The following is a 23,804-nucleotide window of genomic DNA, read 5'->3' on the forward strand; positions in this document are numbered from 1 at the left end:
CCGCCGCCGGTACGGGTTCGATGTCATCGAGATGCGGCTCCGTCGCGCGGCACCCCGGTCCGGGTGACGGCCGTGCGGCGGATGACCACCTCGCCCCGGTCCGTGGCGACGGCCACGGCGTACAGACCGGGACGCTCGCCGTTGTACTTCAGCGGAAGGTCGGCGGCGCCGTCGCCCAGCCAGGAGCGCATGTCCTCCTCGGTGCCGCCGACCTCCATCCAGGTGATGCCCCGGGGAGTGGTCTTCTCCTCGGACCGCGGCAGTGCGGCCGGGTGGTCGGCGAGGTCCTCGATGAGGAAGACATTGGGCAGCCCCCGCTGCCAGCAGGGGATCGTCTCGGGGACGCGGATCGCGTTGCGCTGGATGCCGTCCGTCCGCTTGCGCAGGGGCTTGTCGATGACGTCGGTGCCGAAGTGGATCGCCATCTGCAGCAATTCGTCGCGGGTGTCGACGCGCAGACACCAGCCGATGAAGACGTCCCCGCCTTCTATCTGGTCGTAGAACCAGCGGGCGTTGGGGTTGGTCTGCGGGGAGTACGCGTCGATGACGCTCTCCACCTCGATGTACTGGGCCGGGCCCAGCGGCACGATGCGGTTGGCGATGCCGAGATGGGGGAACCAGCCGCCCTCGTACTGTCCGAACCCGGTCTCCTCGCAGAGTCGTTCGGTTCCCTCGTAGATGTTGCGGGCGCCGAGGGAGATATGGTCGATGTGAAGCATGGTGTCCATCCTCGATGGGTGATCAGTGAGCGGCGATCTCTTCGGCGCCGTCGTGGTGGGTGGCGGTGGACCGGCCGTGGTCCGAGGGCCTCGGCCGGATGCGGTTGCCGGCCACGGTGACGACCGCGCAGGCGATGAGCGACACCGCGATGAAGTACAGGCCAGTGTCGAAGTTTCCGGTCGCGTCGCGCAGCCAGCCCACGATGTACGGCGCCATGAAGCTGCCGACGTTGCCGAGCATCGTGGTCAGGGCGATGCCGACCGACATGGCGACCGGGCCCGACAGGTGCGCGACCGGAATCTGCCAGATCAGGAAGAGGGCGGCGTAGATGCCGGAGGTGAGCAGGATCGTGCCGAGCAGGGTCGGCCACAGACCGGAGGTGGTGACGGCCACCACGGTGCCGACCGCCGCCAGCAGCGCCCCCGAGGCCACGTGCCACACCCGCTCGTTGCGCCGGTCCGAGCTGGAGACCCACACCAGGGCGACGAGTGTCGCCGGGACGTAGACGAAGCCCGACAGCAGCCCCGTCTGGATCAGGCTCAGCTTCGAGCCGGCGTGCTCGGCGAAGCCCGCGACGATCAGCGGCAGGAACGAGGTGATGGCGACGAAGCCGACCCACAGGAGGCTGACGCCCAGGGCGAGGGTGACCAGGCGCGCGTCGCGGACATGGTGGAGGATGTCACGCGCGCGGATCTTCGGCTTCTCCGTGGACTTCTCCGCCGAGGTGACCCGGAGCAGGGCTGCCCGCTCCTCCTCCGACAGCCAGGTCGCGGTCGCGGGGGAGTCGGTGAGGAACTTCAGCAGCACCAGGCCGATGACGACCGTGGGGGCTCCCTCCAGAAGGAACATCCACCGCCATCCGGCCAGGTCGGCCAGGCCGTCGGCGTACTGCATGATGAACGCGGACAGCGGGGTGCCGAGAATCGCGTAGAACGGCAGACACACCAGCGCGGTGATCCGTCCGCGCATCCGCGGCGGAAACCAGATCGTCAGGTACATGAACATTCCGGGGAGCATCCCCGCCTCGACGGCGCCCAGGACGATCCGGACGACGATCAGGCCCGTCTCGCCCTGGACCAGGCTCGTCAGCATGGCGACGATCCCCCAGGACATCGTGAGGAGACCGAGCCAGCGCCGCGGGCCCAGCCTGTTGAGCGCCAGATTGCTGGGGATCTGGAGGGCGATGTAGCCCGCGGAGAAGATCCCGGTGGCGAAGCCGAAGGAGGCGGAGCTGATGCCGAGGTCCGAGTTCATCGTGAGCGCGGCGGTTCCGAGGTTGACCCGGTCCAGATAGCCCGCTGTGTACAGGAGGAGGATCAGCGGGGCCAGCCGCTTGGCGGCCTTTCTGACGGCCTGGCGCTCGATCACGGAGGAGTCTTTCACTGTGGATCTCTTTCGGTTGCGCAGGTGTGTCGAGGCGCCGTCACAGTCCGAGGAACGCACGGGCGTTGGAGATGAGTGCTCCGGCGTCCGGTCCGTGGGTGGTGGCGAAGCGGACCGGGTCCCGCTGGGCCATGTCGAAGGGATAGTCGCTGCCGCAGACGACCCCGGCCTTGGAGGCGTGCGCGGTCAACAGCCGCAGGAGCTCGGGATCGTGGGTGACGGTGTCGAAGAAGAGCTCGCCGAACACCTCGTCCGGCGGCCGGGTCGAGTGGCGACGCACATCGGCCCGGGTGTGCCAGCCGTGCGTCCAGCGGCCGAGCAGCCCCGGCGCGCATCCCCCGCCGTGGACGAAGCAGATCCTCAGCCGTGGCAGCCGCTCCTTGACGCCCCCCAGGATCAGTGAGGCGACAGCGGTGGCGCTCTCGACCGGGTTGCCGATGAGGTTGGACAGGTAGTGGTCCGTCCACTCGGGCCGTGGCAGCTGCATCGGGTGGACGAGCACGGCGAGGCCGAGGTCCTCGGCGTCGGTCAGGATGCGGCGCAGCGGGTCCTGGTCCAGGGACCGGCCGCCGAGCAGGGGCGGTATCGCGACTCCGGCCATGCCGTCGGTCCGCGCCAGCCGCTCGAGCTGGGCGCGGGCCCGCTCGGGGTCGTCGAGGCTGACCAGCCCGAGCCCCACCAGCCTGCCGCCGGCCTCGGAGACCACGGCGGAGAGGGCGTCGTTGAACGCCGCCACATATGAGGCCGCCCCGGCCGTGCCCTGGACCGGGAAGGCGAACGGCGGCGCGGACAGGACCCGCACGCCCACGCCCGCGGCGCGCATGTCCGCGAGGATCGCGGGTATGTCGCTCATCGCCCGCGTCGGGATGGACAGCGGGATGTCCCCGAGACAGAGCTCGCCGTCGCGGTCCCGCATCGGCCCGTACGGGGCGCCCGGGGGAAGGTCGAACAGTTCGGCGGGCAGCCAGTGGGAGTGGACGTCGATCACTCCATCGGCGAGCGGAGCGCTGATCATGCCTGGCCCTCCTGCCGCCGGTCCGAGCCGTCGCCGTGGATGTCCAGGGGCGGGTTGGCGCTGTCGAGGTGTTCGACGGTGGTGAAAACCAGCTCGCCCTCGCCGATGTTCTCGATGTCGTGCAGCAGGTATTCGCCCGGGCCGAAGGTGAAGTGGCGGGTCTCCCCGGCGGAGTAGGAGACCTCACGGACGGTTCCGTCGTGGGTGTGCTGGCGGCTGCTTCCCGCGTTCACCGCGGTCCAGAAGTAGTCGAGGACATGCCGGTGGGCGTGCCAGCGCTCGCCGGGGGCGAGCCGGATCTCCCACACGCGCACCCGTGCTGTCTCGCTCAGCAGCCGGGAGCCGACCCGGCCGTCGTGGGAGTGGGTCTCGAACTCGTCCCGCAGGGCCGGTGACCATCCGTCGAACCCGGTGGCGACGAGCTTGCCCGCCAGGGGCAGGTCGGTGAGAAAACGGTTGTCGGTCATCGTTCCTCCGTCTTTCATCAGGGGGTCTCGGTGTACGTCGGGTGGTGTCAGAGCCCGGGGCCGTAGAGGCCGAACCGCAGGCTGGGGTCGCCGGGTGTCCAGGTGTTGGCGAACTGGGACCGATTCCCCATGGCGACCACCCGGTCGAGCAGTCGGGCGCTGAGTTCCAGCTGGGCCGGCTCCCAGGCGCGCAGGGCGGCGCCGATGTCACCCGCCGCCTTTTCGAGCGCGGCGCTCAGCGCCCAGGCGTCGGCCGCCGCCTTCGCGGTGCCCGCCGCCGCGTGCGGTCGCGCGGCGCAGGCCGCGTCCCCGATCAGGGCCACCCGGCCCTCGGCCATCCGGGACGCGCGTACATCGGTGACGACCTGGACGTACGGAGTGGCCGTCGACGTCACCACCTCGGCCGCCGCGGGGGACAGCATCCGGCGCGCGGCCTGCCGCATCTCGTCGACGTAACGGTCCTGGACCTGGTCCGGATGCACCGACACCGTGCCGGGGATGCCCCGCTTGTCGATCCGCAGCTCGGACAGGTCCGGGCCCTCGGGCACATTTCTGTACCAGACGTAGTTCATGAGCCGGTCCTGCGGGCCGGTCCCGCCGTCGCCGGGGATCGGGTAGAGCGTGATGTGCGAGTGCGGCACCACGGTGTAGCTGATGGAGTTCCGCAGCAGCTCACGAGTGTCCTCGGACAGCTCCCGCTCCGGCACCGTGCCGCGCCATCCGATGTAGCCCGAGTACCGCAGAGCCGCGGCCGGATCGAGGCGCTCGCGGCCCACCGAGGTGATCCCGTCGGCGAAGACCACCAGGTCCGCGGACACCTCGCGGCCGCTCACAAAGCGGACGGTGACCCGGCGTTCGTCCTGGTCGAAGCCACAGGCGAACTCGCCCAGGTGGTAGTGGTCCGTCCCGAAGTCGCCGAGCAGGGCCCGGTAGAACGTGCCCCAGGACGTATAGCTCCACCGCGTCCGCTCGCGGTGGACGACCGAGTTGTCGGTGTCCAGGTACTGAACCCAGTCGGTGCTGGTGCTCAGGTCCTCGGGGTGCTGCTCGCTGCGCTCGGTGAACCAGCGCAGGGTGTCCGGCTGGAGCACGATGCCACTGCCGCGGCCGTCGAGGGCGTTGGGGGTCCGCTCGAAGACATCGACCGAGAAGCCGAGGTCGCGCAGCAGCAGCGCGGTGGTCAGCCCGCCGATCGACCCGCCGATGACCGCCGCGGTGGCGCCGTCGTAGGCGTTCATGAATGCATCTCCTTGACTGTGGCCGGTCCGGCAGGCGCCTGCGCCTGCTCCGGACCGGGGTGGACGGGGTCGCGTGGCAGGTCCGCCCCGCGGGTCTCGGGCGCGTAGACCAGCCCCACGGCCGATATCAGGCCGACCGCCGCGACACAGGTGGTGGCCAGCCCCAGATCCCCGCCGAACCAGGAGGTCGCGATGACCCCGGCCACGAGCGGGCCCGCCGCGGTGATCAGGCGGCCGACGCTGTTGCACAGCGCCATACCGGTTGCCCGCACACTGGGCGGGAAGAGCTCGGGGCCATAGACGAACGTCCCGGACAACGCCCCGAACAGGCCGAATCCGACGACGGGAAGGGCGGCCAGGAACTCGCCGTAGCCGTGCTGGAAGGGGAAGAGGTAGGCGACGCCCAGGGTGGACACCGCGAAGCTGACGGCGAACGCCTTGCGCCGTCCGACCGCGTCGGCGAGGAACCCCCATGAGGCGTAGCCGACGACGCCGCCCGCGTTGAACAGCATCGACGCGACCGCGACATGGCTGTTGGCGGTCCCCGGGGACAGTTCGTCGGCGACGGCGATTTGACGGATGATCTGGGGGTACCAGGTCGACACGCTCCAGAAGGAAACCAGCGAGCCGGTGGCCAGCGCCGTGCCGACGAGTGTCCGGCTCAGGAAGGGCGGGGCGAGCAGCCGGCGCAGCACGAACCGGTCCTCCGGGGCGGTGTGGCCCTGAGCCTTCCGTGTCCTGCGGGCCGCGATGACATCCTTGATCTCCGGGGGGTCGGGGACGTACCGGCGGATGAACCAGACCAGGAGGGCGGGGACCACGGCGATGCCCAGCATGGGACGCCAGCCGTGGTCGCCGAGCAGCTCGTACGCGAGCGCGGCGATGAAGAACCCGGCGGCGTAGCCGGACATCATCACACCGCAGGCGCGCGCCCGGTAGCGGTTGTTCCACACCTCGGCCACCAGCGCGGCCCCCACGGGCGCCTCGACACCCGAGCCGAGCCCGGCGATGAACCGCAGCACGCCGAGCTGCCACCAGGTGTCGGTCAACGCCGCCAGCGCGGTGAACACCGCGTAGGTGACCACGCCGACGGACAGCACCCGGACCCGTCCGAAGTAGTCGGCCAGAACGCCGAACAGGATCCCGCCGACCGCCCAGCCGGTGAGGAACAGGGCCACCGTCAGTCCGCCGTACAGCCCGATCCCGCTCGCGTCGGCCTGGATGCCGCTGTTCGGGAGCAACTCGGTCATGGCCGGGCCGAGGACCAGGGCGTAGAGGCTTCCGGAGAAGCCGTCCAGGGCCCAGCCCAGCGTCGTCCCCAGCAGGACGAGCCATTGCATCCGGGTGATCTCCGTACGCCGGCCCTGGTCGGGGCTGCCGTCGGTCACTGATTTCGACATGTGCGGGTCCTTCGCTGTACGTGGCGGAAGAGGTGGTGTGTCAGAACCAGTGGGGGGTGAGGCCATGTGCGCGGTGGTCAGTTGAGGCGGCCGGGCTCGGCGCTCCCGTACCAGTCGACGTCGTCGGCGGCGGTGCGCACCACAACGGTCTTGACCCAGGTGAAGTCGTCGAAGGACTCCTGGCCGGCGTCCCGGCCGGTGCCGGACTCCTTGACCCCACCCCACGGAAGGGACGGCTCCAGCCGGTGGTGGTCGTTCACCCACACCATTCCGGCGACGACCCGGTCCGCGACCCGGTGGCCGCGCGCGATGTCCCGGGTCCAGACGCCGGCGCCGAGACCGAACCGGTTGTCGTTGGCCATCGCGACCGCCTCGTCCTCGTCGTCGAAGGGCACGACGACCGCGACGGGGCCGAAGATCTCCTCCTTCGCGACGGTCATCGACATGGTGGCGTCAGCCAGGACGGTGGGCCGCAGGTAGTAGCCGCCGGCGAGCTCGGCGGGCAGCTCGGGAACACCCCCGCCGGCGGTGACGCGGACGCCTTCCTCGACACCGGTGGCGATCAGCCGCAGCACCTTCTCGCGCTGGACCTCGCTGATCAGCGGGCCGAGCTGGGTACCCGGCTGCGCGGGATCCCCGATCCGGATCGCGGCGGCCCGGGCGCTGAGCGCCTCGACGAACGCGTCGTAGATGCCCCGCTGGACCAGGAAACGCGAGCCGGCGACACAGGACTGCCCGGCCGCCACAAAGGCCGCGAACGCCGCTCCCTCGGCGGCCACCCGCGGATCGATGTCGTCGAAGACGACGATCGGGGTCTTGCCGCCGAGCTCGGCCGTGACGCGGGCGAACCGGGCCGCGGTGGCCACCGCGGCCGCTCGTCCCGCCTCGGTCCCCCCGGTCAGGGTGATCTTGGCGATGTCCGGATGCCCGGTCAGCCGCTCACCCACCTCCCGCCCGCCGGTCACCACGGTGACGACCCCCTCCGGCAGCCCGGCGTCCCGCAGGATGTCGACCAGCGCGAGCGTGGTCAGCGGAGTCAGCTCGGAGGGCTTGACCACCACCGTGTTCCCGGTGGCCAGCGCAGCGGACAGACTGCGGGCCAGAATCAGGAGCGGGTGGTTGAACGGGGTGATGATGCCGCACACGCCGAGCGGTGAACGACGCTGGTAGGTGAGGTACGGGCCGTCTCCCGGCAGCACCGCGTCCCGCTGGGCGGCCAGCAGCCCCGCGTTGTAGCGGAACCACTCCGGAACACGCGAGAGCTGGGCCCTGGTCTCGCTGATGGGACGGCCGTTGTTCCGCGTCTCCGTCTGGAACAACACCTCGCTGTTCGCCTCGATCGCGTCGGCGCACCGCAGCAGGTGCCTGGCTCGTTCGCTGCGCGGCAGGCGTGGCCACGGGCCGGACTCGAAGGCGGCCTTGGCCGCCCTCACCGCCTCGTCCACCTCCGCCGCCGTGTTGTCCGCGACGGTGCGGATCACCTGGCCGGTGGCCGGGTTGACGATGGCTCGGTCGCGCCGGGGAGCGGCGGCGCTCGGCGTCGAGGCAGAGGTATGGGAGAGCAAGCTGCTCGTCTCCTTCGAGGTGCGGGCTTCGAACGAAGCGGGACTGCTGGTTCGTCCGGTGCGGCGGGCATGGCAGGGCAGCCGCGCGACGCGCGGAGTAGGGGTGCGTAACCGGGGCCGGTGCTGCTGTTCACCGAACTGCGATCGAGTATTGGCCGAGGCAAAACGCATTTCTATGTTCGGTCGGACATAGTCAGCGCATTTCTATGTCGGCTGAAACATTCCCCCGCCATGCGGCCCCCGGAGCCCCGGTGAACCCCGCGATCAGGGCATCTGCTGCTCGGTCCAGATGCATTTCCCGGCGGAGGTGTAGCGGGTGCCCCAGCGCTGGGAGAGGGCGGCCACCAGCTGGAGTCCGCGCCCGCCCTCGTCGGTGTCCGAGGCGTGGCGGATCCGGGGGGTGGTCAGACTGGCGTCGGAGACCTCGCAGATCAGCTTCTCGCTCCGCAGCAGACGCAGCCCGATGGGCCCCTTCGCATGCCGGATGGCGTTTCCGACCAGCTCACTGACCAGCAGCTCGGCGATTGTGGTGAGCGCGTCGAGATCCCAGCGGGCCAGCTGGTCCCGGACGTGGTCGCGGGCCTCGCGCGCGGCGATCGGCCCCTCGGGCAGCAGCCAGGTCGTGATGTCCTCGGAGGTGATCGCATGGGTGCGGGCGATCAGCAGCGCGGCGTCGTCGTCCGTGAGCTGTTTGTCCGGCAGCAGCTCGGCGAGCACGTCGTCGCACAGATGCTCCAGCGATTCGTTCTGTCCGCCCGGCCCGAGGCCGGACCTGGACACCGCTCCGGACAGCGCCCTCGCCAGATGGCTCATCCCGTGGTCGATATCGCGGGTGCCGGCCTCCACCAGACCGTCGGTGTACAGCACCAGCAGGCTCCCCTCCGGGAGGCTGATCTCGCTGGTCTCGAACGGTGGCCGGGCGGCGCCCAGCGGTGGGTCGGGGGAGTAGTCCGGAAACCGCACGGGCTGTCCCGGGGGCACGACGGCCGGTGGCGGATGTCCGGCGCAGGCGAAGGTGCAGGTGGCGGGCGCGGGGTCGTACACGGCATACAGGCAGGTGGCGTAGAAGCTCTCCCCGAGGTCGCTGACGAGGTCGTTGAGGCGGGTGAGCAGTTCGGCGGGCGGGAACTCCAGATCGGCCAGCGTGTGCACGGCGGTGCGCAGCCGCCCCATGGTGGCCGCCTCCGGCAGGCCGTGCCCCATCACATCCCCGATGACCAGCGCCACCCGGGCCCCGGACAGGGGGATCACGTCGTACCAGTCGCCGCCGACGTCGATGCCCTCACTGGCGGGCAGATAGCGCGCGGCGGTCTCCACGGAGCGCAGTGAGGGGAGCGCCCGCGGCAGCAGTCCCCGCTGGAGCTCCTTGGCGCGGTTGTGCTCGGTGTCGTACAGCCGGGCGCGCTCGATGGCCTGTCCCAGCAGCCCGCTGAGCGTGGTGAGCAGACCCCGTTCCTCTCCGTTGAGGTGGCGCCGCTCGGCGAAGGAGATGACGCAGCAGCCGATGCAGCGGCCGGAGACGATCAGTGGCAGAAAGGCCCAGGAGGCCTTGCCGGCCGCGGCGGGGAGCCGGGACATCAGGGGATAGCGGGCGATGTACTCCTCGACCGAGCCGATGAACGCGGGTTTCCCGCTGTGGTACACCTCCGCGACCGGGGAAATGGCGGCGACGGGGGATCCGTCGAGCCGGTCGAGAAACGCCTGGGGGTATCCGACGGCCCCGGCGATGCGTATCGCCTGGCCCTCGATGAGCTGGATGACCAGACCCGAGGCGCCGAACGGCGGCAGCAGCCGCTCCGCGATGGCCGCCACCACATCGCGCATGGTCAGGGCCTGTGCGAGGGCGGTGGTCAGCTCGGTGATCCGGGCGGTGCGCGCGGCCGCGGACCGTTCGGCCGCGGCGCGTTCCGCCTCCCGGACCTGGCTTTCGGTGACGTCGGCGGCGTAGACCGTCAGCCCGTCCGGCACCGGGACCAGCCGCATCTGGTACCAGCGCTGGTTGGTGGGCCAGCGCATCTTGAAGTTGGCCGGGACGCCGCTGTCGACGGCCTGTCGGCAGCGGGTCTGGAGGCCCGGCTCGGCGAGATCGACGCGCAGATCCGCGAAGGCGTCCCACAGGGTGCGGCCGAGCAGCGAGCGCGAGGCGCCCAGCAGCCGCTCCGCCTCCGCGTTGACGAACGTGATGCGCCACGCCCTGTCCAACGCGAAAAACGCGTCGCCCATGTGCCACAGCGCCCGGCTCACCGAGTCCGGCGCGGCGGGGGTCAGTCCGCCGCCACGCGGCGCGAGCCACGCGGCGAGCGCTTCGACGGCCGCGCGCTGCCGCGGCGTGAGCCCCTCGGCGGTGGCCGTCAGCACGGACAGTGCGCCCGCCGTCCCCTCGGGAGCGATCAGGGGAACGGCCAGCAGCCCACCGCCACCGGGCAGCGCCACACCGGTGCGTTCCTCGACGGCGCGGGAGGGCTCCCAGACCGGCACCCCGCGGGCCACGGCGCGGGCCGGGGCGGTGGGGCCCGTCTCGTCGATCTCCCTCCACTGCCGGGCGGCCGTGCGGAGCAGCCCGTGCACTGCCGCCAGCAGCAGCCCACGGCCGCCGGGGTCGCGTAGATGGACCATGCCGCCAAGGCCACCGGACTCGGTCACCGCGTGGTCGAGGGTGAAGCCCAGCAGGTCGGTGCCGGTCAGATGGTCGCCCGCTGTGGTGATCACGCGCAGTCTGGCAGCGGCCGCGTCCACGCGGGCCCGCTTGGACATTCGCTCACCTCCGCCGGGAGCGAGGGAGGTAGTTGTTCTCGATAGTTCTTATTTTTGCAATATATGGCGGCAAGGGGGCGTGCCGCGGGCACGGACCGGCGTCATCCGCGGGCGACCAGGCGCATGGCCGGGGGTGGTGCCGATCTCCTGGACGGTGAGATGGAGCGGGCCCGGCCGGGTCGGGCCGGCTCCAGACGCCAGCGTGCCGCGATGGTGGAGAGGGCGAGAACGCCCTCGATCGTGCCGAACTTGTCGCCGATGCATTTGCGTGCCCCGCCACCGAAGGAGAGGAACGCGCCCCGGGGAGGCTTCCGGCCAGTGTCCAGCCATCGGTCGGGGAGGAAGAGATCCGGCTGCGGATAGACGTCGGGGCGTCGGTGGACGACCTGACCCGAGTAGGCGACGACGCTCCCGGCGGCCAGACGGAGCCCGGCGACTTCGGTGTCCTCCGTGGCCACCCGGGTGACGAGCCAATCCGACGGGAAGTGGCGCATCGCCTCCGTGAAGATCCTCCCGGTCAGGGGCAGGGCAGGCAGATCGTCCCAGGTGGCGCATCGGCCGCCGAGCACCTCGTCCACCTCGGAGTGGAGGCGTTTTTCGATGTCGGGGTGTTGCGCCAGGTTGTGGAATGCCCAGCTGAGGGTGTTGGGGACGGTACCGGTGCCGGCGAGAACCATCGTCACGACCTCGGCGAAGATCTCCGCGTCGGTGAGCCCGCTGCCGTCGTCGTCGCGTGCGGACAGCAGCATGGACATCAGATCGCCGTGGTCGGTGTCACTGGCACGGTATCGCCGGGCCATGGTGTACACGGCGGAACGGAGTTCTTCGGTGGTGCGGGCGAAGTGGCGCTTGCCGGGGGTCGGTACCCCCTTGAGCGCCGCGTCCCACAGGAGCCGCCAGCTCAGCTTGGAGGTGATCAGCTCGGCGTAGGGGATGAGCGCCGCGATCGCCGGGCCGCTGAAGTCCGCGGTGAAGATCGTCCTGCTCAGCACTCTGGTGGCGAGCCCCGTCAACTCGTTGCGCAGATCCAGGATCTGACCGTCGGCCCAGGACCGCGTCGTCTCCTCGATCTGCTGGGTCATCACCGTGGCGTACAGAGGGAGCCGGGTGTGATGGAACGCCGGCTGCACCAGCCTGCGCCGACGGCGGTGGATGGCGTACGGACACGAGGCGAGACCGTCGCCGATCAGGTCGCGCAGCCTGTCGTACAGAGGCCCGCCCTTGTCGAAGCATCGGTCGGAGGCCAGGAGGCGGTGGACGAGTTCGGGGTGGCAGACCACATGGACCGGCCACGGCCCCATCCTGATCTTCACCAGGTCCCCTTGGTCCGGAAGGGAAGCCAAGAAGTCCAGCGGCTTGAACAGCAGTTGCGCGGCATGTCCCAGCAGCGGAACCCCGCCCCGCGCGGACGCCACCGAGAAATCCACGACCGGCGGTTCCGAACTCGGCCGGTGTCGGCTGTTGTCGGTCATGACGTCACCGCCGCCGCTCGACCAGCCGTACCGGAAGGTAGCGCGGGGGCGGGGCGACCGCCCCCGCGTGGGGGCGGACGCGCGCGTCGGGGAGGCACTCCAGGCGCCACCGGCTCGCGATCGTGGCCACGACGAGCTTGAGCTGGGCCATGCCGAGGACGTCTCCGACGCACTTGCGCGCGCCACCGCCGAACGCCTTGAAGGCGCCGCGCTGGGCGGCCGAATCGCACTCCGGGCGCCAGCGGTCGGGATCGAAGGCCCTGGGGTGTTCGAAGAGGTCGTCGCGGCGGTGCGGGATGAGGGGGACGACGAGAACGGTGGCTCCGGCCGGCAGGTCCCGTCCGGCCAGCCGGACTTCCCTGGTGGTCTTGCGGAAGATAGTCCACGCGGGCGCGTACAGGCGCAGTGTCTCGGTGATCACTCGGCCGGTGAAGGCCAGGTCGGGAAGGTCCGTCCAGCGAGCCGGGCGCCCGCCCAGCACGGCGTCGACTTCGCGGTGGAGCCGGTGCTCGGCCGCCCGGTGCTCGGCCAGCAGATAGAAGACGGAGGTCAGCACGGTGGCCGGGCTGTGACTGCCGGCCGCCAGCATGATGATGGCCTGGTTGCGGACCTCGGTGTCGTCCAGCCGCTCACCGTCCTCGTCCCGGGCGGCGAGCAGCGCCGACAGCATGTCCTTCCCTGTTTCACCGGCCCGCCGATAGTCCGCGACGATTCGGTCCACGGTGCCGCGGAGCTGATGGGCGGCCCATCGCCGGCGTCCTTCAGCCGGGCCGGGCCGCCTGATCAGCCGTGCCACCCCATGGCGCGGTGCGACTCCGCCGGTCATCGCGAGGAACAGGCGGTGCACCTCGTCCTTCGTCGCTTCGTCCACCCGGTCGGAGAACAACATGCCGATCACGGATCGCAGGGTGAAGGTGTACAGCACGGGAAAGAGGTCGAAGGTCTGCCCCTCGCGCCATGAGTCCGGCAGTGCCGCGGCGTCGGCCTCCACCACCGGGGCGTACCCATCGAGCCGGTCGTGGTGGAACGCGGGCTGGATGAGGCGGCGTTGTCTGCGATGACCGTGGTGCGTGGCCGTGGCCACGCACTCTCCGAAGAGTTCGAAGAACTGATCCTGAAGCGCGCCGCCACGGTCGAAGGTGCGGTCGTCCGTCAGGACCTGTCGCACCAGCTCGGGGTGGCAGGGCACATAGACCCGCTCGCGGCCGAGTCTGATCTCGACCAGGTCGCCGATGCCCGGCAGCGACTCCAGGAAACGAAGGGGGCGCCGCCGCAGCTGTCGCGCGTGGCCCAGCAGAGGAAGCGCTCCGGGCGCGAGGCCGGAGGTGAAGGTCTTCGACATGGTCGTTCTCTGCTCTTTCTGTTCTCGGAGTCGGGCGCGGAGTGGTCATCCGGCCGGAAACCCGCGGCTCAGCCCCCGCCCACCGTCATGAGCCACGCATGGACGCACCGGGCCGTTGAACCGGCGTGGTCGGCCAGCATGTTGAGGTGATTGCCCGGCACATCGACGACGGTGTGCGGAAGTGTCCAGGAGGGGCGGACGTCGAAGCCCTCCAGCGGCTCTCCCGTCCTTCCGGGAAAGGGATCCCGCGCGCGCAGCAGGAGGGTCGGGGTGGCGATCTCGGCCGGTGTCCAGTCGGCGAAGACCCGAAGATATCCGCCCATCGCGCTGACCATCGCGTGGTCCACCCGGACCAGGGACCGCACCCGTTCCCACATACCGTTGTTCATCGCCGTCTCGAAGACCAGGGCCGAGTCGTCGGGCGGGTAGGTGTCCATGAGCACCACACCCGCCGGGGCCATCCCGAGGCTCTCCAGACGGTGGGCCACCTCATGCGCGAACCAGCCCCCCGCGCACTGTCCGACGAGCGCGAACGGAGCCCCGTCGGCGCATTTCCGCGCGGTGTCGGAAAGCAACTCGGCGACCGCGTCCACGGTCGCGGGAAGGCGCTCGCCCGCGGCGAAACCCGGCAGCGGCACATGCCATACGTCGTGGCTGTTCTCCAGAGCCGAGGCGAAGCCGGCGTAATGGCGGTGATCGGGCGGGCCCGCGATCGTGGGAAAGCACACCAGGAGAGGCTGTTTGTCACCCCGCGCGAGCCGAGTGGCCTCCGGCAGCAGGCATTCGCCACCGGGGCGGTCGAAGGTGGGACGGAGCCGGGAGGCGGCTTTGATCAGTTCGATGCCGGCGCCGGCCCGGCCGGACGTGCAGGAATCGAGGAACATCGAAGCGACGGTGTCGGGTGTGTCCTCAACAGATGCCGCCCCGCCCCCTCCGCTGTCCTTGGCGACACCGCTCGCGGCACCAGGCTTCCCCGCCGTCAGCCGCGTCAGCAGATCCTGTGCCAGGGCCATGGGCGTGGGGTGGTCGAAGACGACCGTGGCGGGCAGTCGGCAACCGGTCGCGTGTACCAGCCGGTTACGCAGCTCGATCACCGTCAGGGAGTCGAACCCCATGGCGCGGAATTCGCGCTTCGCCTCGATCGTGCCGGTCCCGGTGTGGCCGAGGACGGTGGCGGCGTGGGTTTGGACCAGTTCCAGAAGAGCCTGGTCCTGCCCCTCCGGAGGAAGCCGGAACAGACGGTCACGGGTCCCCGCCGGGGCATCCGCGTTCCGGCCGGCGCGGCCGTGTGCCGAGCCGTGCGACGGCCGTCGTGGCCCTGCCGCGGCCGGGGCGATGAGCGCCGGGGTGTTCAGCCGGGCGGCGATGAGGCAGGGGCGGTGCGAGGCCCGTCCGGTGTCGAACAGGGACAAGCCCTCCTGCACGGTCATGGGGGTCACGCCCTCGCGCGCCATGCGGGCTCGGTCGGTGTCGCTCATGCGACCGGTCATGCCGGTGCTCTGGGCCCACAGGCCCCAGGCCAGCGAGACGGCGGGGAGCCCCTGCCCGCGGCGGTGTTCGGCGAGGGCGTCGAGGAACGCGTTGGCTGCCGCGTAGTTGCTCTGGCCGGGATGGCCCAGTACGCCCGCGGTCGAGGAGAACAGGACGAAGGCCGCCAGATCGGCGTCCTGGGTGAGCGCGTGAAGGTTCAGTGCGGCATCCACCTTGGCTCGCAGAACGGCTTCGCACCGTTCGGGGGTGAGCGAGGTGAGCACGCCGTCGTCCAGGACACCGGCCGCGTGGATGACGGCCGTCAGCGGATGCCGGTCCGGGACGGTGGCGAGGAGGCGGTCGAGCGCGTCACGGTCGGCCGCGTCACATGCCACCACCGACACCTCGGCGCCCGACTCCTCCAGATCCGCGGCGAGTCGGGCCACGCCCTCGGCCCCGACGCCCCGCCGGCCGGCCAGGATCAGGCGCCGTACCGCGTGAGCCGCCACCAGGTGCCGGGCCACCAGCCCGCCCAGCACCCCTGTGCCGCCGGTGATGAGCACCGTCCCGTCGGGGTCGAGCGGGCGAGGCACGGTGAGCACATTCTTGCCCACGTGCCGGCCCCGGCCGAGGAACCGGAACGCTTCCGGGGCCTGCCGCACGTCCCAGGCGGTGACCGGCAGCGGACGGAGCACACCGCGCTCGAACAGGGCCAGCAGTTCGGTCAGCATCCGCTCGATCCGCTCGGGCGCGACCGTCAGCAGGTCGAAGGCCCGGTACGCGATGCCACGGTGGCCCGCCGCCACGTCACGGGGATCGCGGACGTCCGTCTTGCCCATCTCGAGGAAGTGGCCGCCGCGTGGCAGCAGGCGCAGCGACGCGTCCACGAACTCCCGCGTCAGGCAGTTCAGGACCACGTCCACGCCGCGCTCCTGCGTGGCGGCCATGATCCGCTGTTCGAAGTCCACGGTGCGGGAGGAGGCGATCCGGCCGTCGCCGATTCCCATGGACCGCAGGACGTCCCATTTGCCGGGCGCGGCGGTGGCGAACACCTCCGCGCCGAGGTGGCGGGCGAGTTGTACGGCGGCCATGCCCACCCCGCCGGCCGCGGCGTGCACCAGCAGGGATTCGCCCGGCCGCAGCTCCGCGAGGTCGACGAGCGCGTGGTAGGCGGTGAGGAACACGACCGGGACCGACGCGGCCCGGGCGAACGACCAGCCGGCCGGGATACGGGCGAGCAGCCGCCGATCGGCGATCGCCACCGGGCCGAAAGCCCTGGTGAAGACGCCCATGACCCGGTCGCCCACGGCAAGTCCGCGGACCCGCGGCCCCACCTCGGTGACGACCCCGGCACCTTCGAGGCCCAGGCCTTCCTGACCGGTCACCAGACCATGCGCGACGGCGACGTCGCGGAAGTTCAGGCCGGCGGCCCGTACGGCGATCCGCACCTGCCCCGGCTCCAGCGGGGCCACCGCCGTGGAGCACGGCCGCAGGGCCAGGCTCCCCACCGTGCCCGCGGGAGGCAGCTCCAGCCGCCAGGACCGTGCCCGGGCCGGAGACGGCAGGGCGTCGTCGCGGCCCGCGCGGGCCAGAGCCGGAAGGTGGACGGCGCCGGCCCGTACGGCGATCCGCGGCTCCCCGATGGTCAGTGCAGACGGGAGCGCAGCGAGCGAAGCGGCCTGCCCGTCGACATCGGCGAGCATGAACCGGCCGGGGTGTTCCGCCTGCGCCGAGCGAACCAACCCCCAGACCGGAGCGTGTGCCAGGTCCCGTACTCCCTCTCCGGGAGCCACCGCGACGGCGCCGCGCGTGAGCACCACCAGCCGGACGGCGGTGAACCGCTCCTCGGCAAGCCAGGACCGCAGCAGATCCAGGACCCGGTACACCGCGGTGTGCACCGCCCCGGCCGCACCGCGGTCCGTCCAGGTCCCCGGCCCGGGTGCGCCATCGGCGAGGAAGGCCTGCGCTCCGTCCGCCAGGACGGGGACGATCACCGTGTCCGGGAGCGGAGCGCCCGTGGCGACGGCCTCACCCAGCCGGGCCGGATCCGTGTACCCGTCCACCGGGCTACCGGCGTCGCCCAGAGCCTCGGCGACACCGAGCGGGTCCGGGCCCAGGACCGCCCAGCGGCCCCCGGCCGAGGCGGATGTCTCGGGGACCACGGCTGGGTTCCACTCCAGCTGAAAGATCCCGGCGGCCCGGCCGGTGCGGGCGGCCTGGAGCTGCTCGTCGGAGACCGGGCGCAGCACCAGCGACCGTACGGTGGCCACCGGCCGGCCGCGGTCGTCGGTCACGGCCATGGCGACCTCGTCCGGCCGCAGTGGCGACAGCCGCACACGCAGCGCCGAGGCACCGCGGGAGTGCAGGGTCAGCCCGCTCCAGACGAACGGCAGCCGGATCCGCCGCGTCTCCCGCCCCTCCGCCAGGCCGAGCGCGAGCGGGTGCAAGGCGGCGTCCCACAGGGCGGGATGCACCGCGAACCGGTCGGACTCGGCGGCCTGCGCGCCCGGAAGGCACACCTCGGCCACGATGTCCCCGCCGTGCCGCCAAGCCGCCCGCAGCCCTTGGAACTCGGGTCCGTACTGGTAGCCGAGAGCGGCCAGCCGTTCGTAGACGTCATCGAGGCCGATCGGGACCGCTCCGGTCGGCGGCCACATTCCGTCTGCGTCGCACACCGCCCGCACCGAGGCCGGGCCGGCCTCGGTGTCCGACTCGGCCAGCACACCGGTGGCGTGCGGGGTCCACTCTCCGCGCGCGGGTGCGGCGGCCGAGCCGTCGTCGATCCGGGCGTACACGGCCAGCGCCCGCCGCCCGGCCGCGTCGGGAGCCTTGACCTGGAGCCGCACCACCACCGAGCCACCTTCCGGGATGGCGACGGGGGTCTCCAGGGCCAGCTCCTCCACCCGGTCACAGCCGACCTGATCCCCGGCCCGGAGCGCCAGCTCGACAAGTGCCGTGCCCGGCAGCAGCACCACACCGGCCACCGCGTGGTCGGCCAGCCAGGGATGCGTCCGCAGTGAGATCCGGCTGGTGAACACCGTCTCGCGGCCGTCGGCCAGTTCGACGACGGCGCCCAGCAGAGGGTGATCGGCCGCGTCCACGCCCAAGGCCGCCGTGTCCCCGGGCGGGGCGGGCGGCTCCAGCCAGTAGCGCTCCCGCTGGAAGGCGTAAGTCGGCAGCTCCACCCTCCTGGGCGCCGGCCGGCCCGCCAGCGCCGTGGCGAAGACCTTCGGCCAGTCCACTCCGACACCGGCCGTGTGGACCTGCGCCAGCGACGTCAGGAAGCGCGGCATCCCGCCCTGGCCACGGCGCAGCGACCCCACCACGACAGCGTCGTCGACACCGCTGCGATCCAGGGTTTCCTGTAGTCCCGCCGCCAGCGCCGGGTGGGGGCTGACCTCGACGAACACCCGGTGACCCGCCGTCGCCAGGGCCTCGGCGGCCTGCTGGAAACGTACGGTGTGCCGCAGATTGCGGTACCAGTACTCCGCGGTGAGCTCGGCGGTGGCGATCGGGCCGGCCGCTACGGCGGAGTAGAAGGGAATCCGGGCGGGGCGCGGGGCGATGCCGCAGAGCGCGTCGACCAGACGGTGCTCGACGGCCTCGACCTGCGGGCAGTGCGAGGCGTAATCCACGGCGATCCGCCGGGCGTCCACCCCCTCGGCCTGGTACGCGGCCATCAGTTCCGCCACGGCCTCGGCGTCACCGGAGACCACGGTGGTACCGGGGCCGTTGACCGCCGCCACCGCCAACCGGTCCTTCAAGTCCTCCCACTGCGGGGACGCGGTGACCTCCTCGGCCGGCCGGGGCACCGACACCATGCCCCCACGACCGGCCAGGGCGCCGACCGCCCGGCTGCGCAGAGCCACCACCCGCGCCGCGTCCTCCAGGGACAGGGCACCCGCGACATGCGCCGCGGCGATCTCCCCCTGGGAGTGGCCGACGACCGCGTCCGGCTCTACGCCGCAGGACCGCCACAGCGCGGCAAGGGAGACATTGACCGAGAACAGCACGGGCTGGATCACATCGACGCGGTCCAGTGGTGGCGCGCCCGCCGCCCCGCGCAGCACCTCGGGCAGCGACCAGCCGACGTACGGGGCCAGGGCCTCGGCACACGCCGCCATCCGCTCGGCGAACACCGCCGACGAAGCCAGCAGTTCGGTGGCCATTCCCGCCCACTGCACACCCTGGCCGGGGAAGACGAAGACCACGGCGGGGGCGGCTACGGCAGGGGCCGGCCCCCGGCCTTCGACGACCTCCGGCGCCGGTTCCCCGTGCGCCAGCGCTTCCAGACCGCGCAGGAAACCGTCGTGGTCCGCGGCGAGAACCACCGCACGGTGCTCGAGCATCGATCGGGTGGTGGCCAGGGCATACCCGACGTCGAGTGGCCCGGCGCCCCGTTCGTCCGCCACAAAACTCCGCAGCCTGCGCGCCTGGTCCCGCAGCGCCCGAGTGCTTCTGGCCGACAACGCCCACGGCACGACGGGCAGCACCGTGGAGGGGTGCTCCGCGCCACTGTCCTCGGCGGCGGGATCTCGTTCCTGTTCGGGGGCTTCTTCCAGGATCAGATGGGCGTTGGTGCCGCTGATGCCGAACGAGGAGACCCCGGCCCGCCCCGGCCCTCCGCCGCGGGGCCAGGGCGTCGCCTCGGTCACCAGCCGGACGGCGCCGTCCGCCCAGTCCACATGCGGCGAGGGCTCCGTCGCGTGCAGCGTGGCCGGGAGCGTCCGGTGCCGCAGCGCCAGCACCGTCTTGATCACGCCGGCGACTCCGGCCGCGGCCTGGGTGTGCCCGATGTTGGACTTCAGCGACCCCAGCCACAGCGGCCGTTCCGCCGGGCGTCCCCGACCATAGGTGCCCAGCAGCGCATGCGCCTCGATCGGATCACCGAGCCCGGTGCCCGTGCCGTGCCCCTCGACGGCGTCGACGTCCGCGGCGCACAGACGGGCGTCCGCGAGGGCCGCGTGGATCACCTGCTCCTGGGCCAGCCCGTTCGGCGCCGTCAGCCCATTGCTCGCGCCGTCCTGGTTGATCGCACTGCCCCGGATCACCGCGAGCACCGGATGTCCGGCGCGCCGCGCGTCCGACAGCCGCTCGAGGAGCAGTACGCCCACCCCCTCGGCGATGCCGAAGCCGTCCCCGTCGGAGGAGTACGCCTTGCACCGCCCGTCCGCAGACAGGGCTTTCTGCCGGGAGAACTCCACGAGGAGCCCGGGATCCGCGACGACCGAGACCCCGCCGGCCAGCGCCAGTCCGCACTCGCCCGAGCGCAGCGCCCGGCCGGCCAGGTGCACGGCCACCAGCGACGACGAGCACGCCGTGTCCACGGTGACCGCCGGGCCCCGCAGACCGAAGGCGTACGCGATCCGTCCCGAGACGACACCGCCCATGCCACCGGTCAGCAGATACCCCTCAACCTCCTCCGGCGCCCGGTACGGTCTCGGCACATAGCCCTGGTCGTACGCTCCGGCGAACACGGCGGTCCGGCTGCCGCGCAGGGTGGCCGGGTCGATCCCGGCCCGTTCGAACACCTCCCAGGAGGCCTCCAGCATCAGCCGCTGATGCGGATCCATCGCCAGGGCCTCGCGCGGACTGATTCTGAAGAAGCCCGCGTCGAAGTCCGCGGCGTCGGCCAGGAACCTGCCACCGCGCGCGTATGTGGTGCCCGCCCGGTCCGGATCCGGGTCGTAGAGGGCGTCCAGATCCCATCCCCGGTCGTCGGGGAAGCCCGGCGTGATCTCGCTGCCGGAGGCGACCAGTTGCCAGAGGTCTTCGGGAGAGCGCACATCCCCCGCGAACCGGCAGGCCATCCCGACGATCGCGATCGGCTCACCGGCGGAATCGGCCTGGCCCCTCACCGGCGGCGGGCCGGCCGAGGGTTGCGTGTCGCCCAGCAGGGCGCCCAGATGGCCGGCCAGTGCCCCCGCGGTGGGGTGGTTGAAGGCCACGATGGCCGGCAGCCGCAATCCGGTGGCGGAACCGAGGCCGTCGCGCAGCTCGAGCGCGGCCGCGGAGTCGAGGCCGATCTCCTCGAAACTGCGCTCCGGATCCACCGCGCCGGCTCCGGGCAGCCGCAACACCTCGGCCACCTGGCTTCGTACGAGCGCCAGCAGGCGGCGGCGCCGCTCCGCTTCGGGCAGACCGGAGAACCGGCCCGCCGGGCGAGGTGAGCCGGTCGCGGCGGACACGTCGCCGGGGGTTCGCGGTCGGCAGGGCTGCCGCTGGAACGCGTACGTGGGCAGGTCCACCCGCCGGACGCCGGGCGCGGAGAACACCGGCGCCCAGTCCACCTGGACACCGTGGACGTGAGCGCGCGCCAGGGAGTGGAGAAACTGCTCCATGCCGCCCCGGCCGCGGCGCAGCGTGCCCACGACCACGGCCTCTGGAGCGGCATCCTCGAAGGTGTCCCGCAACCCCATGGCCAGCGCCGGATGCGGGCTCAGCTCGACGAACAGCCGGTGCCCGTGGCTGAGCGCCAGCCGGGCCGCCTGCTCGAAGCGGACGGTCCGGCGCAGATTCCGGCACCAGTAGTCGGCATCCAGCTCCTTGGTGTCCAATCGACTGCCGACGACCGTGGAATAGAAGGGGATGGGCGACGACCGGGGCCTGATGGGCGCCAACGCACTCCGGATCTCGTCCATCAGCTCGTCCGTCTGCGGGGAGTGCGTGGCGAGATCGATCGCGACCGGGCGGGCGCGAACCCCCAGGGCGGAGACCTCCGTCACGAACTGGCGGACGGCGTCGCCGTCACCGGAAACCACCGTGGAATTGGGCCCGTTGACCGCGGCGACGGCCAAGCGCTCCCCCCAGGATCGTAGCTGTGAGCGCACCTGTTCCTCGGGCAGCAGCACCGAGGCCATCGCCCCGCGCCCGGAGAGCCTCGCCTGGGCCCTGCTCCACAGCGCCACGACACGAGCCCCGTCCGCCGGCGACAGCCCGCCGGCGGCACAGGCGGCCACGACCTCGCCGACACAGTGCCCGACCACGGCGGCCGGTTCGACGCCGTGGGAACGCCAGAGGCCGACCAGCGACATCATCGTGGTGAACAGGGCGGGTTGCACCACGTCAGCCCGATTCCAGGCAGCCGCGTCGGGCTCCTCGCGGCTCAGCAAGCTGAGCAACGACCAGTCGAGGAACGGCTCGAACGCCGCGGCGCAGGCCTCCACGCCCTCCCGGAAAACCGCGGAAGTCCGCAGCAGCTCCCGCGCCATCCCCGGCCACTGCGGGCCCTGACCGGGGAAGACGAACACCGGCCCGGTGTCGGGGACCGTCCGGCCCATGACGAGGCGCGGGTCGTCCCGCCCCGCGGCCACCGCCTCCAGGCCGTCCATGAGGTCCTCAGCACCGGCGCCGAGGACCACCGCCCGGTGTTCGAAGGACGCCCGGGTAGTCGCCAGCGAGTACCCGACATCCTCCGGCGCCGGCTGTGGGCGCCCTGCCACATGGTCGAGCAGCCGCCGCGCCTGCGCCCGCAGCGCGGCGGGGGTCCGGCCGGACAGCACCCAGGGGACGAGCGTGGCCGGCCGAGCGCCGCCGCGCCCTGTCGCCCGCCGGGACCGGGCCGGGGCGGCGGGCGTGTCGGGGGTGGCCGGCGGGGCTTCGCCGAGTACGAGGTGGCAGTGCGTGCCATCCGCCCCGGACGCCAGCACACCGGCCAACAGCGGCACGCCCTCCGCCCCGGGCCACGGGCGCGGCATGCGGCGGATGTCACCGGGGTCAGGCGGCAGGCAACGGTGTTCGATCGACAGCACACTCTTGAGAAGTCCCGCCACCCCCGCGACGCTGCCCAGCCGACCGATGCCGGTATCGGCCGAATCCGTCGCCGCCCCGGAGCCGTGCGCCCTGCCGGATTGGAGCAGCGCCCGCGTGGCCGCCCCGATGCCGTCCTCGGCCGAGGCTCCGCCGCCGTCGACCGCGAGATAGGAGACGCGGCCGGGAGCGACACCGGCTCGCGCACACGCGTCCCGCAACACCTGGGCCTGTGTGACACCTTGCGGGATGGCCGGCTCCTCGCCGCGGCCGTTGTGGACCGCTCCGCCCAGGATCACGCACCGGACCCGGTCGCCGTCGGCGAGGGCAAGGGAGAGCCGTTTCAGGGCGAACAGGCAGCCACCCTCGCCAGGGACCGGAGCTTCCTCCGTCAGGTGGCCGGGCCGGTCTTCATCCCACCCGATGCGCAGCCGCACGCCACCGGCGAGGGCGAGCACGCACTCCCCCCGGCGCAGACTCTCCCCGGCCGCGTGGACGGCGGCGAGCGCGGACACCTGGGCGGCGTCGACCGCGAGGCTCGGGCCGGTGGTGCCGAGGAAGGCGGCGACCGTGTCGGCGATGGTGTCACGAACCGTCTCGGAAGGCGGTTCCACGCCCTGCGCGCGCAGTACGTCGGCGTAGTCCTCGCGCGCCGCGCCGAGGAACACTCCGGTCTCGCCGTTCTTGACGCGGTCGATCACCACCCCGGCGTCTTCCAGGGCCTCCCAGCCCAGCTCCAGCGCCAGGCGCCGCTGAGGATCCATGGCCGCGGCGTCCTGCGGGGCCATTCCGAAGAAGGATGAGTCGAAGTGGTCGATGCCGTGAAGGAAGGCACCCCGGCGGGGAGCCCTCGACTGCTGTTCTCCGGGTTCCGCGAAGAGGGTCCGACGATCGCACGGCAGCCATGTGACGGCGTCCTCGCCGTCGCGGAGCAGTCGCCAGAAGCTCTCGGGATCGGGCGACTTCGGCAGTCGGCACGCGTACCCCACGATCGCGATCGGCTCGCCTTCCTGGCTGCCGGGATGTCCGCCGGTCATAGAACTCCCTGGGAGGCGAGGACGAGGTGAGCGGGCACTGGGACCTTAAGGAGGCCCACGGCGCCGTAGAACCCCCTAACCGCCCCTGGCCGGGAAGGCCGGGCGCTGCCCGCGAGGCCGTCGGAGCGCGGCGGGCGGGGCTCCGCCGCCGCGCGAGGGTGACTCCGCCGAGACTCGAGCGCGCCGGAACAC

11 protein-coding genes are annotated in these 23,804 nt (G+C 72.0%); all 11 read right to left on the reverse strand.

Annotated elements, in window-relative coordinates:
* Positions 1 to 23: 23 nt before the first annotated feature.
* Positions 24 to 728: a VOC family protein gene (locus tag ACZ4WQ_RS33345; protein WP_398373638.1), complete on the reverse strand. Its 705-nt coding sequence runs from the start codon at positions 726 to 728 to the stop codon at positions 24 to 26.
* Positions 729 to 741: 13 nt separating this feature from the next.
* Complete coding sequence (locus ACZ4WQ_RS33350; RefSeq protein WP_385346002.1) at positions 742 to 2,103, reverse strand: MFS transporter; 1,362 nt, start codon at positions 2,101 to 2,103, stop codon at positions 742 to 744.
* A 40-nt stretch (positions 2,104 to 2,143) separates the two neighbouring features.
* Entirely contained in the window at positions 2,144 to 3,118 is a 975-nt protein-coding gene (locus tag ACZ4WQ_RS33355) for an amidohydrolase family protein (protein ID WP_385346004.1), read from the reverse strand.
* On the reverse strand, positions 3,115 to 3,585 hold the full coding sequence (locus ACZ4WQ_RS33360) for a hypothetical protein (RefSeq protein WP_398373639.1): 471 nt from the start codon (positions 3,583 to 3,585) through the stop codon (positions 3,115 to 3,117). The genes ACZ4WQ_RS33355 and ACZ4WQ_RS33360 overlap by 4 nt, the downstream gene beginning before the upstream one ends.
* Before the next feature lie 47 nt (positions 3,586 to 3,632).
* Positions 3,633 to 4,823: an FAD binding domain-containing protein gene (locus ACZ4WQ_RS33365; RefSeq protein WP_385346008.1), complete on the reverse strand. Its 1,191-nt coding sequence runs from the start codon at positions 4,821 to 4,823 to the stop codon at positions 3,633 to 3,635.
* On the reverse strand, positions 4,820 to 6,223 hold the full coding sequence (locus ACZ4WQ_RS33370) for an MFS transporter (protein WP_398373640.1): 1,404 nt from the start codon (positions 6,221 to 6,223) through the stop codon (positions 4,820 to 4,822). The genes ACZ4WQ_RS33365 and ACZ4WQ_RS33370 overlap by 4 nt, the downstream gene beginning before the upstream one ends.
* 77 nt (positions 6,224 to 6,300) lie before the next feature.
* Positions 6,301 to 7,788, reverse strand: a complete 1,488-nt coding sequence (locus tag ACZ4WQ_RS33375) for an aldehyde dehydrogenase (protein WP_361185639.1) — start codon at positions 7,786 to 7,788, stop codon at positions 6,301 to 6,303.
* 264 nt (positions 7,789 to 8,052) lie between these two features.
* Entirely contained in the window at positions 8,053 to 10,542 is a 2,490-nt protein-coding gene (locus ACZ4WQ_RS33380; protein WP_398373641.1) for a SpoIIE family protein phosphatase, read from the reverse strand.
* Between the two features lie 101 nt (positions 10,543 to 10,643).
* The gene (locus ACZ4WQ_RS33385; protein ID WP_398373642.1) at positions 10,644 to 12,014 is read right to left on the reverse strand and encodes a cytochrome P450; all 1,371 of its coding nucleotides are present in this window, start codon (positions 12,012 to 12,014) and stop codon (positions 10,644 to 10,646) included.
* A gap of 4 nt (positions 12,015 to 12,018) precedes the next feature.
* A complete protein-coding gene (locus ACZ4WQ_RS33390; RefSeq protein WP_398373643.1) occupies positions 12,019 to 13,356 on the reverse strand; it encodes a cytochrome P450 in 1,338 nt (445 codons plus the stop codon).
* A gap of 68 nt (positions 13,357 to 13,424) precedes the next feature.
* Positions 13,425 to 23,612 carry an SDR family NAD(P)-dependent oxidoreductase gene (locus tag ACZ4WQ_RS33395; RefSeq protein ID WP_398373644.1) on the reverse strand — a complete coding sequence of 3,396 codons (10,188 nt, stop codon included), beginning with the start codon at positions 23,610 to 23,612 and terminating at the stop codon, positions 13,425 to 13,427.
* Positions 23,613 to 23,804: the final 192 nt, after the last annotated feature.

The organism is Streptomyces sp. NPDC028305 (genome assembly GCF_055569495.1).